We start from the raw sequence: 11,762 nt of genomic DNA on the forward strand, positions 1-11,762 counted from the left end.
CTTAAACAAAAAGACCCGGCGCAATGGCCGGGTCAGGTGGTGGGTGGCCTGCCGCGCTTTGCGGTCGCACCCATCGAAGATGGCCCCTTTTTACAGGTCGATTCTGGTGGCAGCAAGACCGTTTTAATGCCATCCGGTGAATGTGTGGGTGACGCCCGGTGAACGGCTGGCGAATGTCGGTGAATATCTCAACCCGGCTGGCTTTTGCTTCTGTTGTTTCGGTGGCGTCCCATGCGTCCCACCTCTCAAAATTAAGGTGGGACGTCTGAAAGCCCCGCAGATTGGGGCTTTGCCCCACCGTCCTACTTTTATCTCTCTTTTCTCGTGTATAGAGAGAAATTTAAAAAGCACGCGTGCGCGTAAACGCGCGTACCTGTACCCGCTACGCACACACGGGTGGGAGGCATGAAAACGGTGGGACGGTGGGACAGCCCAACAACGACGCGGCCTGCGCCCGTCCCACTACCGCAAAAAGCGGTGGGACGGAGGCAGGCCGGTGGGACGGCGTGAGCCAGAGTAATGCCCACGATCAAGCCGCTTCCCCCAGGAGGAAGTGCTCGACCACGATGTGAGCGTCATGCAGGCGCTGGTAGTAGAGGTTGCGTGTGCAGCCACTCTCGGCCAGACGCGCAGTCAAAGGCGCATCAGGCTGAAAGTAATGCACCCGGACTACCGTCATCAACTCGGGATCAAGGCGTTTCTTGACGATGCGCTCGATGTCCAGGGAGGCCTCCAGCGGCACCCTGCTCCCGCGCCTGCCGCGCACAAGCTGACCGCCGCTCTCCATCATCATGGCGACCATGTTGCCGCCTGAGTAACCGGCGGCGACCTCGTCGCTGTGCAGCTCCTGCGCCCATTGCTTGAGGGCCATATCGATTGCCTTAATCATCGAAGCACGGCTCCTCAAACGCGGGTTGCTCCAGCGCAGGCGCCCTGCCCCAACCCTCCGGTTTCTTATACGCCCATGGCCGCTGGCCGCTCTTGCTCAAGGCGCCCAAACGGAACCGTCGCCAACCTAGTCGATGCAGAATCGCCCCCACGCGCATCTGCTCGGGCTTGCCCCAATGACCGGGATCGAGCTTGAGCGCCTGACTCATCACTTCACTGCCGGTGGTGGTCTCACCGATCTGCGACTCTTCGAGCCAGGTCAGGATGGGCGTTTCCCATTCGTCCACCACAAAGCGCTCGTCCTGTTCCTCGCTGAACATTGGCGCTTCCTCGCGCGTCACCCACCAGAGGTCCCCGGCCTCAAAGCAGAACATCGCTTCGGCCCAGAGTTGGTCGCGGATCTCGCGCAGCAGTGCCACGTCGACCTTGGTACAAGCCACCGGCCAATAACGACGGTTGCCGGTGGCGTCCTTGAGGTATTCGTCCTGGTTGGTGGTCCCGACGAACACACACTGGCGTGGCACGTCCAGCGTTCTGCGGCCATAGCTTTCGCGGTAGGTGTCGGTGGACGCGGAGAAGAACTGCTTGGCCTTCGTGCTCTCGGCCTTGTTGAAGCTGTCCAGCTCGCCGAGCTCGACAATCCACTTGCCGCGAATCGCCTGGAAGCCGTCCTTGTCACCGAGAGCAAACGGCGTGTCCATAAACCACTCACCGCCGAGCACGCTCATCGCGGTCGACTTACCGGCGCCCTGTACGCCTTCGAGGATCATCACCGAGTCAGCTTTACAGCCGGGCTTCATCACCCGCGCCACGGCCGAGATCATCCAGCGCTTGCCGACCTTGGACGTGTAGTCCGTTGTCTTCACCCCCATGACATCCGTCAACCACTGCTCCAGGCGCGGCACACGATCCCATTCGAGTTTCTTCAGGTACTCGCGCACCGGGTGAAACGCGTGGTCGTGAGCCACGACACTGACCGCCTCGATCACGTGCGAGGACTTCACACGCAGGTTGTACTGCTGCGCGAGCCACTTCATCACGCGCACATCATCAATGTCGGCCCATTCGCCGGTACCACCGCCATAAGGGGCGGCGCGCAACTTGACGATCTTCGAGCTGAAGGCGCAGTAGCTGATCACCCCGGCCCAGCGCTCGTCGTTAGCCAGGATCAGTTCGACGTTCTGCATGTGCGCGATCAGCGCACCGCTTTCACTGCGGGCCAGCTGATCTTTCCAGCCACCCGCCGCCGGTGGACGCACCACGGCCAGTACTTGTCGGCGTACCGCGTCGAGGCCTTCGGCGACGTGCAGGTCATTGAAGTCGGTCCACTTGGCTTGACGCTCAATCGAGAAGATCGGCGCGACCACTTGGGCGCCGACGATCAGGGCGGCATTGCTGGCCTTCTCTTCGCCCGGATTCCACGCATCGCCGTTAGGCTTGGTGGTCTTCCAGTCGTCATCGCGACAGATGATCAGTGGGCAGCCGGCAAAGCGCTCGCGCATGACCTTGCACACGGCCAGCAGGTTGCCCGCATCGAAGGCCACCGCTACGGCAAGCGACGTCGCCATGTGCAGGCTGGCGCCGGTGGCGTAACCCTCACAAACCAGCACCGGTTCACCCGGTACCGGGTGCGGACCGAGTAGGTGGAATGTGCCCTCCTTCGCCATGCCGTAAGGCCAGTAGGATTTGTCGCGGCCGGTGTCTTCCTGCTTGTTCGGGAAGATCACTTGCAGGCCCATGATCTGATCACGAGCATTCTTCATCGGCACCAGTACCGCACCAGTGCGCGGCGCGTAACGGACATTGATACCAACGATCTGCTTGCGGTCCAGGTAGTCGCTGCGGCCGGTGGTCGGCATGCGCTCGAACAAACCCTGCGCCCTTTTCGCGGCCCGCCGCGCAGCGTTACTCGCGATTTCGGCGGCGCGGCGCTTGGCTTCTTCCTGGCGAGCGCGCATCACTTCGCGCTCTTCCGGCGACATGCGCCCGGCCTTGACCTTGATCTTCTGCGTCTCACCCGAACGCCAGTCACCGAAGGCGCCGAAGATCAGCGTGTCGCCCTTCTCCGTGCGCTGCTCGTGGACCACGTACCAGCCGTTCTTTTCCTTGCCCTTGTCCTGCGATGTCTTGCAGCGGGTCAGCTTGCCGAACACCAGCGGATGCGCTGGCTCCAGACCGTAATCGGCGAATTGGCCCAATACCTCATCGAGCATGCTGAATCCCCCGCTCAGAGAGAGACTGGCAGCTGATGCACTGCGAGCAACCCGGTTGTGCCAGTCGGCGCGCTTCCGGAATCGGATCGTCACAGGCTTCACAGAACAGCAAGGAATGCGCAGCGCTTTCGGCTTTGGCAGCGCTGCGCGCAGCCATGGCCTGATCGATGCGTTCCTGCACCAGATCGTTGGCGAAATCGGCGATATCAGCCACGGTCAGCCCCCCGCGTCGTCTGGTTGACGTAGGTGGCGCGGTTGAACAACCCGAGCAGCCCTTGAATGCCCCGGAACACCTGCAGGCGAATCGCCGCGAGTTCCTGATCGGTGACGACACCGTCGCCGATGCTCTTGGCCCACGTCTCGGCCAGATCAGCGACCTGGCGGAAGTATTCGGCGATACCCGTGGTGAGAGTTTCGGGCATATCGTTGGTGTAGGTGTCTGCCAGCTCCTGCCAGACCGTGTCACCGACCAGTGCATGCACCGCATCGAGAATGCGGCGATCCTTGGTCAGTTCGAGGATCTCGCCGAATTCCTGAATGTTGATGGAGTGGCTCGGGTGGGTTGGCGACAGCTTGTGCTGCAACGTGGTCGAGTTACGGCCAGTGGTGGCTGCGATGGCAGCAGCCCCGCCCGGATAATCGCGGGCAGCGTGGTACAGCGCTAAATCGAGCGGCAGGATTTCCTGCTGCGCCCGTTCCAGAGAACTGAGAGCAATTCGGCTCATGGCATTAATCCTAAAAGTTGCCAGTGCCGCGCGACAGAAGTTGGTGATACATTTGCCGCGTGGCTTGGTATGGCCCAAACGCCGGGAACCCTTGCAGGGGATAACCGGCACCGTGCCGGGGCGAACAATCCGTTGTTCACCCCTGGCGCAACAGCTGCCAGCTCTGTGGTAAGAACGGCAGCAACACCAAGGCTTCCGAGCCTTGGAACGCGATGAAGGTCGGCGGCATGTGGTGTGCTCGCCTTTCGACATCGCGACCCGACCGCATTGTGGTGATGCTGTCGGGAGAAACTGGGCGACCCTTGGGTCGCCTTTTTTCTATGCAGCGTTTTCTACTCTGTGATTAGCTGGTGCCTGCGTTCGCAGATATTGCCAATCAATGTCTGGCCTTAACGACTCACACGTCACACGACTGCCGCTATGCCGATCAATCGAAATGGATAAAGCTGCGTTCGCTCGACGATTGCCATAAGCAACCTGCTTTAATTGGCCGACTGAGGTATTACATCGAGAGGCAAAGGTCTTGAGCTGTACGTCGTCTAGGATCTTTATGTATTCGAGAAGCGTCATTGCTAACCCCCTATTCAACACAAGATTAGCAACTGCTAATCCGGTCCGCAATAGCAAAACGTAATTTACATTTTGCTAACGGAGCACGGATGATTCCCTATATGAATATCTACGAAAAACGCCTCACGATTCTTAAAGCCCTGATTGGTGAAAACCAACTCAAGGACTTTGCCGGAGCGCATGCAGATGTGGACGCTTCGTACATTTCTCAGATCCTGAACGGGCACCGGACATTGGGTGACCGAGCTGCCACGAACCTTGCAAAAAAGCTCGCAATTCCTGCTGATTTGCTTACGACGGGAACCTACTCCGCCGAAGACCAGCATCAAATCACCGCCGCTTGGATCGCTCTTGGCCTCAAGCCTCCAGTTTTGCCCCACCCCGCGTTCTTCAATGCAACCATCAACGAAACCGCCCTTAGAACAGCTGAAGAGCGGGAAGCAAGCGAGCACCGGCGCCCTGCTCCAGTACCCGTAGTGGGAAAGGCTATGTTGGGTACTGATGGCTACTTCGACGCACTTGAATATCCTCCAGGTCATGGCGATGGATACTTGGAAATTATCAGTTCCGATCCCGATGCATATGGCTTGAAAGTCGTAGGAAGCAGCATGCATCCACGCATCAAAAACGGAGAGTTTGTGCTCATTGAACCGAATCATGCTTATCAGACTGGCGATGAGGTCCTCGTGCGGACCACCGATGGTAGGGCAATGGTGAAAGAGTTCATTTATCGCCGGGACGGTCAACTACGGTTCGATAGCATTAACGACAGCTACCCTCCTATCTTCCTGGAGGAAAAGCTCGTCGAGAAAATCCATTACGTAGGGGCTATCTTAAAGCCGTCAAAATACCTTGAGATCTGAAATTTAGCATTTGCTATTGCGAAATGAATTAGCTGTTGCTAATTTGCACTCACTCTCTAACCACAGAGCGAGGCAAATTCATGCATACCAAAGCTACGATTCATCTGCACCCAACCATCGCTGACCCCTGCCGCATTTTCGAGGTTCGTCGCCTGGCCCGAGAATGTGGCTGCGCTTTTATTAGCATCAAAACCTCCAAAAAACGTCGCCCTCCTGCCAAGTGTTTCGACCCTAACGGTGGAGGGCACGCGGCATGATCAAGTACAAGATCGACAACCGTACCCTGCATCTGCTCAACGCCCAGGTCAACCTGACCGAGACCTTCAACCATGTCCTGCGCACAGCACCGAAGCGTGAATGCCTGGCATTCCGCCTGAAGGCTGAACGCGGCACCGTGGAAAGCACTTTTGTCGTTGAACTGGGCAGCGAACGCCACACGCTGACCCTGCCAAACGACAAGAAGATGCACCTCAAGCTGGCCGACTTTATTGAAGAGATTGCCAACGGTCCGTTCGACGCGAGCAACTCCAGCGACCTGGTGCCTCTCCCGCACGCCGATCGCCAATACGGCCGTTTTGAGGTCCGGGACAAGCAGCGCGTGTTCGAGCTGGTGCACACCGGTGGCGCGCTGAGCCTCGACATGGGATTCGAACTTCCCCTGCATGTGGCGCTGCATCGCACTCATACACGCCGCGGCGTCACCGCAATCTTGAGCATCGGCAACAAGAGTCCGCATACGCGCTGCTTCACCTTGTATGACTCCGATGCCGAGATCTACGCAAAGGTCATTGAGTCCATTAATCACCTTGCTGCAGCGGCCACTCCAGCTGCGCACGCAGCATAGGAGAGAGATATGGAACGCACCCTCGCCCAAGCAGCCACACAACTCGGCCTCACTCGTCCCAAACTGATCGCTCTCATGCGGGAAAAAGGTTTGCTCAAAGGAAACCTGCCAGCGAACCCGAAGCGCGACAAAGCGTACCTGCGTGTCAAGGACAGCCCCTGGTATGACGAAAAATGCGGAATGCAGTACAGCCAGTCGACCCGCGTCATGCAAGCCGGCATCCGCTGGCTGGCCGAGCAGTTGGACATCGATCTTCCTGCCATCCCGGCAGATCGCCGTGACGTGGCCTAGGGAGTACGCCCGCCAGATCGTTGCCATGCGCACACGCGAGGAGCGCAACGCCGCGCTCCTCGAAGTGCCCGAACATCTGCGCGAGCTGACCAGACGCCACTGCCTGAACGCCTGGAACCACCCGGCACGACAACAACGCAAGGAGGCTCGACAAGTCCATGAGTAACGCTGCACAGAACCCGCTTCGCCTTCATCCGGCGCCTGAATCGGCCACCGTCGAACTGCTCTATCGAATCTTCGGTGACGTCCTGATCCCGCTAGAAAAAGTCCGCGAGCAGTACTTTCGCAATCTTAACGAGCAGTCGTTCGTGACGGAGATCAACAGTGGCCGGATCCAGCTTCCGATCACCACGCTGGACACCAGCCGCAAGGCGCTGAAGTACGCGCACATCCGCCACGTTGCCTCGCTGATCGATATCCGCGCATACAAAGCCGACGAGAGCATGCAACGCCAACAGGGCGACCCCATACAAGCAGAAGCGAATTTAGAAAGGGATAAACATGGAAATTCATAGCGAAACTCTTGCCGAGGACGAGCTGGTCGCAATCACCGGATATCAACGACCTTCAATGCAGCTGGACTGGCTCAATCGAAATGGCTGGAAATACGTACTTACAGGTGCAAGACGACCCGTTGTTGGTCGCGTGTACGCCCGAATGAAACTGTCCGGTGTGAAGCCTTCATCTGACAATATTGCGGCTGAAGCCTGGTCGCTAGATCTTTCACGCGTGGGGTGAAAATGCGACCAAGGAAGGCTGCAAATCGGGATCTGCCACCTCGAATGATCAGGCGGGTTAGGTCAATGAAAAACGGTTCAGAGTGGGTCGGGTACTACTACGACGGAAGAGATGAAAATGGGAAGAGAAAGGAAATTCCGTTGGGTGGCGACTTGGATGTCGCCAAGGCGGAATGGGCAAAACTCGATTGCAAGCCAATTTCGCAAAAGAATACCCTTCTGGGAAAAGTTTTCGACCGATACGAAGCTGAGATCATTCCGGCGAAAATGCCTAGAACCCAAAAGGACAACTTGCTTTCACTGAAGCAACTCAGGAAAGCATTCAGTGAAGCGCCGATCAATGCGGTGACACCACAGGTGATAGCCCAGTACCGCGACAAACGGACCGGGAAGGTTCGGGCGAATCGCGAGATCTCACTGCTCTCACACATCTATAACATTGCCAGGGAATGGGGTATCACTGACAAGGAAAACCCAGCCTCCGGTGTGCGCAAGAACAAAGAGACACCACGTGACTTTTACGCTGATGCCACAATCTGGAATGCCGTCTACGGTGTTGCAGTGGCAGAACTCAAAGACGCCATGGACCTAGCCTATCTTACGGGCCAACGCCCTGCTGATGTCCTATCCATGCGCGCTACGGATGTCACCGACAGCTTTCTGCAGGTTGCCCAGGGCAAGACCTCGAAAAAGCTCCGCATCCGGCTCGATGCCGGCGAGGTCATTAACGGTTTGGGTGAGCTGATAGAAAAGCTGCTCGCACAGCGGAAGGCGCGCGCAGTACGAAACCCGTACTTGATCATTACGGAGGATGGTCGCCGCGTGACCGCACCAATGCTTCGCCTACGGTTCGACGATGCACGCAATGTTGCTATCGCGAAAGCTATAGAGGACGAAGATGCGCAACTCGCTTCAAGCATTCGACAGTTCCAGTTCAGGGATATCCGGCCGAAGGCGGCCAGTGAGATTGACGATCTTGGTCATGCCAGCCGACTGCTTGGGCATACCGACAAACGCATAACAGAAACAGTTTATCGACGCGTCGGCGAAATCGTGAAACCCACACGATGAACCCAACATAATCGGTTAAATTCGTTCAGGAGCGCTCTAACCGCTCACCTAGAACTTTAGAGCTGCTCTCCGCGACATGCAGTTCTCGGCCAATAGCTGCCAGTTGTATCCGGCAGCAACCGGCCCAGAGTGTGTAAAAACGTTTTTCAGCGCGATTGGTGTCCAAAGTAGAACCGCAAATAGCGTTTCTACGCAAAATCTAAGTCTGCAAACCAGCCGATAAATTTCAGATTTAGCATAGAAGCGCCAACTTCAATTTTGGCTCAGCGTTTTTACACACTCTGGGCCATCAGCAGCCATTCGTGTATGTCCGGTTACAACCCATTGCAGTCGGAGGCGACGGGCAGCCGTCGGCAACAAACAGATGTCGGCGCCTATTTTTGTTGATGCGATTCATACTTTATCAGGCATTGGGCAACTCGGATTCACCGAGGGCAGCAGCTGATGTCAGCATCTTCAGAATCACCAAAGCAAAGGCCCGGCTCTTGGTTTCGTTATCCAGCACTTCCAGCGAGAGCTTCTCGTGGTCAGTCATGGCGTCCAACACCGTATTGAGGACGCGCTTGGGAAACAGGCCGTGCATCACTTGATCCACCGAATGGTTGTTCACTTGGGCCATCACATCTTCCTGGCGGCTGATGCGCTGGGCAATGCCAGTGAGGAACTGCAATTGGTCGTCGTCGCTCACTTCCGCACCAAAGATATCGTTCAGTGCCTCAATGATTTCTGACAAGCGTTTCTTCTCCGGGTCATGGGGCTTGCCGCTGCCCACGTCGCTGCCAGGTTTGAGGGTGTATTCGCCGTTTTCCTCGTTCAGGCGTAGCTGATGTTCGGCGCGCTTGCTCAGACGGTAGTGGCTCAGTTGCAGTTCACCTACGTCCACGTCGTCTTGCAGTAGACGATCTACCCGTAGTAGCGGGTGCAGGTGCTTGGCGTACACGCACAGTTGCTCTAGTTCGCGATCCTCATAAGGCACGATCTGCGAGAGGAACTCGTACAAGCGCACAAAGCTTTGCAGGTTCTTGCGGAATAGGTCGAGCTGATCAATCTGCTCGCCAGCCTCTTTCAGCGCGTGCTCGGCTTTTTTCAGGCCGGCGCTGTCGCCGTTGGCTTCGGCGGTGCGCTTGTAATCCATCGCCTGCTGGCGCGATTCGATCGAGAAGGTATAACGCTTGGCAAAGCGCTCTTTAGCCGGGGTGCAGTAGTAGCTGAGCTTGCTAGCAGCCGCCTTGGGGTCGAAGAAGGCCATGGCGAACGCTTCGACTTCCTGCCAGTGATAAATTCCCTCGGCATCCAGCGTCTTCTGCAGGTCATAGATGATCTGCGGATCAGTCACATCAGTCAGTTCGGCCTTGGTGTAGTAAGGCAAGAAGGCGTCAAGAATGTCCTGCGGCTCGTTGAAGAAGTCGAGGATGAAGGTTTGCTTGCTATCACCGAAAGTGCGGTTCAGCCGCGACAAGGTTTGCACACCGTCCACGCCTTGCAGCTTCTTGTCCACGTACATGGCGCACAGCTTGGGCTGATCGAAGCCGGTCTGGTACTTGTTAGCGGCGATCATCACGTTGAAGTCTTGGGTGTCGAAGGCGTCCGCCAGGTCGCGGCCATTGAGGCCGGCGTTGAGCAAGTTGCTATTTTCCGTCACATCTTCGGGGATAACCTCATCCGCCAGAACGCTACCCGAGAACGCCACCAGCGGATGCACATCGCTGTAACCCATCTGCTGCACATAAGTCTTCATGGCCAACTGGTAGCGCACGGCTTCCTGGCGGCTACTGGTCACCACCATCGCCTTGGCCTGGCCACCCAGCAGGCCACAGATATTGGCGCGGAAGTGCTCGACGATCACCTCGACCTTTTGGCTGAGGTTGTATGGGTGCAGACGCACCCAACGTGCCAGCTTGATGCGCGCCCTCTTACTGTCCACCTCGTCGTCTTCGCCATTCGGGTGTGCGATCTTCCAGGCGGTGCTGTATGTGGTGTAGTTACGCAGCACATCGAGGATAAAACCCTCCTCAATGGCTTGGCGCATGGAGTAGAGGTGAAACGCCTCCGGCTTATTGCTGGAACTGGCTGGCAGCGTCGGTTCGGCCGGACGACCGAACAGCTCCAGCGTCTTGGCTTTGGGCGTGGCGGTAAAAGCGTAGTAGCTGATGCGCTCATTCGGTTGGCGCGCCTGCACCGCGGCGTCCAGCATTTCTTCGGCGCTGACTTCCTCGGCGTCCAGCGCATCGCTACCTAGAATTTGTTTCAGCTTGCTAGCCGACGAACCAGTTTGCGACGAGTGCGCTTCGTCGGCAATTACCGCATAACTCCCGCTTGCCAGCTTGGGATACTTGTCTAGGGCATCGAACAATGCAGGGAAGGTCTGGATGGTGACAATGATGATACGGGTGTGCTCGGCCAGCGCCTCGGCCAACTGTTCAGATTTGCTCTGGTTGCCGACATCCCGGCTGATCGGCTTGACCACGCCTTGGGCGTGCTCGAACTGGTAGATGGTGTTCTGCAACTGGCTATCCAGTACCGTGCGGTCGGTGATCACGATCACCGAGTTGAACAATCGCTGACCTGTATCATCGTATAGAGATGCCAATTGATGCGCCGCCCAGGCGATGGAGTTGGATTTGCCCGAGCCTGCACTGTGCTGGATCAGGTAGCGCTTGCCTGGCCCCTCGACACGGGTGGTGCTGATCAACTTGTTGACCACTTCCCACTGGTGGTAACGCGGGAAGATCATCGACTCCTTAGTCACCGGCGTGCCGTCAAAGCCTTCGCTCGTTTTCTTCTCCAAGTGTAAAAAGCGCCCCAGTACCTTGAGCCAGGCTTCCGGCTGCAGGAGGTGTTGCCACAGGTAGCTGGTGGCATATTGGCTGTCGTCAGCAGGCATTGGATTGCCTGCACCGCCTTCCTCGGTGCCGAGGTTAAACGGCAGGAAGAAGGTTTCTTTACCGGCTAGCTTGGTGGTCATCGCCACTTCATTCTGACCCACGGCAAAGTGCACCAGCGCGCCGCGCTTGAAGGTCAGCAGCGGTTCAGGCTTGCGCGTGACCGGGTCTTTCACCGGGCGGTCATCACGGTACTGACGCTTGGCGTTTTGCACCGATTGCTTGAACTCGCTTTTCAGTTCCAGCGTGGCGGTGGGAATGCCGTTGACGAACAGGACCAAGTCCAACCGTGGGTTGTAGCTCTGCCCGCTGCTGCCAGCATCACGCGCGTGCGGAGAATAGGAGACCTCAGGGACAACACGTAGGCGGTTGCACTGGTAGCGCTTCAAGGTATCCGGGTTCATGCCGTGGTCGGGCTGAAAGCTGCACAGCTCCACCTTCACAGCTGGCAGCTTGAAGCCATGACGCAATACATCCAGAGTGCCGCTCTGCTCCAGTTCGCGCACCAATTTCTGTATCAGCAGCTCGTGCGGGTTGTTCGGGTTAGCCTTGGCGAACTTGTCCCAACGCTCCGGCCAAGCCTCCTTGAAGTAGCCCAGCACATCTTCGGTATACAGCGCGGTGCGGCGGTCGTAGCCGCTGGCCGGGCCGACTAGCCAGCCTTGGGCGGCCAAGGTG

The 11,762-nt window shown here is 57.5% G+C and carries 13 protein-coding genes; 7 read left to right on the top strand and 6 right to left on the bottom strand.

The genetic code is table 11. From position 1 onward, the window contains the following. Positions 1–529: 529 nt before the first annotated feature. From PMI37_RS25910 to PMI37_RS31545, 5 genes are all read right to left on the bottom strand, one after another. Positions 530–889 carry a PA0613 family protein gene (locus PMI37_RS25910; RefSeq protein WP_008086750.1) on the bottom strand — a complete coding sequence of 120 codons (360 nt, stop codon included), beginning with the start codon at positions 887–889 and terminating at the stop codon, positions 530–532. Beyond that, a complete protein-coding gene (locus PMI37_RS25915; protein ID WP_008086753.1) occupies positions 882–3,101 on the bottom strand; it encodes a VapE domain-containing protein in 2,220 nt (739 codons plus the stop codon). Before PMI37_RS25915 ends, PMI37_RS25910 begins: the two co-directional genes overlap by 8 nt. Continuing rightward, the gene (locus PMI37_RS25920) at positions 3,091–3,315 is read right to left on the bottom strand and encodes a TraR/DksA family transcriptional regulator (RefSeq protein ID WP_008080171.1); all 225 of its coding nucleotides are present in this window, start codon (positions 3,313–3,315) and stop codon (positions 3,091–3,093) included. The genes PMI37_RS25915 and PMI37_RS25920 overlap by 11 nt, the downstream gene beginning before the upstream one ends. Next, positions 3,308–3,826, bottom strand: coding sequence for a phage regulatory CII family protein (locus PMI37_RS25925; protein WP_008086754.1), 519 nt, complete (start codon positions 3,824–3,826; stop codon positions 3,308–3,310). Before PMI37_RS25925 ends, PMI37_RS25920 begins: the two co-directional genes overlap by 8 nt. Positions 3,827–4,144: 318 nt before the next feature. Next, entirely contained in the window at positions 4,145–4,396 is a 252-nt protein-coding gene (locus tag PMI37_RS31545) for a transcriptional regulator (RefSeq protein WP_081500541.1), read from the bottom strand. Between the two features lie 101 nt (positions 4,397–4,497). Here PMI37_RS31545 and PMI37_RS30980 point away from each other — a divergent pair, with 101 nt between their 5' ends. The 7 genes from PMI37_RS30980 to PMI37_RS25950 all read left to right on the top strand — a co-directional run bounded on the left by PMI37_RS30980 (position 4,498) and on the right by PMI37_RS25950 (position 8,202). After that, positions 4,498–5,259, top strand: coding sequence for a S24 family peptidase (locus PMI37_RS30980; RefSeq protein ID WP_081500543.1), 762 nt, complete (start codon positions 4,498–4,500; stop codon positions 5,257–5,259). A 253-nt stretch (positions 5,260–5,512) separates the two neighbouring features. Further along, a complete protein-coding gene (locus PMI37_RS25935; RefSeq protein ID WP_008086763.1) occupies positions 5,513–6,103 on the top strand; it encodes a hypothetical protein in 591 nt (196 codons plus the stop codon). 9 nt (positions 6,104–6,112) lie between these two features. Continuing rightward, positions 6,113–6,394, top strand: a complete 282-nt coding sequence (locus PMI37_RS25940) for a phage antirepressor KilAC domain-containing protein (RefSeq protein WP_008086765.1) — start codon at positions 6,113–6,115, stop codon at positions 6,392–6,394. Beyond that, positions 6,381–6,560, top strand: coding sequence for a hypothetical protein (locus PMI37_RS31935; protein WP_127646153.1), 180 nt, complete (start codon positions 6,381–6,383; stop codon positions 6,558–6,560). The genes PMI37_RS25940 and PMI37_RS31935 overlap by 14 nt, the downstream gene beginning before the upstream one ends. Further along, complete coding sequence (locus PMI37_RS25945) at positions 6,553–6,909, top strand: pyocin activator PrtN family protein (RefSeq protein ID WP_008086767.1); 357 nt, start codon at positions 6,553–6,555, stop codon at positions 6,907–6,909. The genes PMI37_RS31935 and PMI37_RS25945 overlap by 8 nt, the downstream gene beginning before the upstream one ends. Beyond that, positions 6,896–7,132 carry a DUF4224 domain-containing protein gene (locus PMI37_RS31555; protein WP_081500542.1) on the top strand — a complete coding sequence of 79 codons (237 nt, stop codon included), beginning with the start codon at positions 6,896–6,898 and terminating at the stop codon, positions 7,130–7,132. Before PMI37_RS25945 ends, PMI37_RS31555 begins: the two co-directional genes overlap by 14 nt. A 2-nt stretch (positions 7,133–7,134) precedes the next feature. Then, positions 7,135–8,202 carry a tyrosine-type recombinase/integrase gene (locus tag PMI37_RS25950; RefSeq protein WP_045123290.1) on the top strand — a complete coding sequence of 356 codons (1,068 nt, stop codon included), beginning with the start codon at positions 7,135–7,137 and terminating at the stop codon, positions 8,200–8,202. Positions 8,203–8,605: 403 nt separating this feature from the next. Here the strand turns inward: PMI37_RS25950 and PMI37_RS25955 are convergent, their stop codons facing one another. Continuing rightward, on the bottom strand, positions 8,606–11,758 hold the full coding sequence (locus tag PMI37_RS25955; protein WP_052635316.1) for a type I restriction endonuclease subunit R: 3,153 nt from the start codon (positions 11,756–11,758) through the stop codon (positions 8,606–8,608). Between the last annotated feature and the right edge of the window lie 4 nt (positions 11,759–11,762).

Origin of the sequence: Pseudomonas sp. GM80, from assembly GCF_000282515.1 — a bacterium.
Lineage (GTDB): Bacteria > Pseudomonadota > Gammaproteobacteria > Pseudomonadales > Pseudomonadaceae > Aquipseudomonas.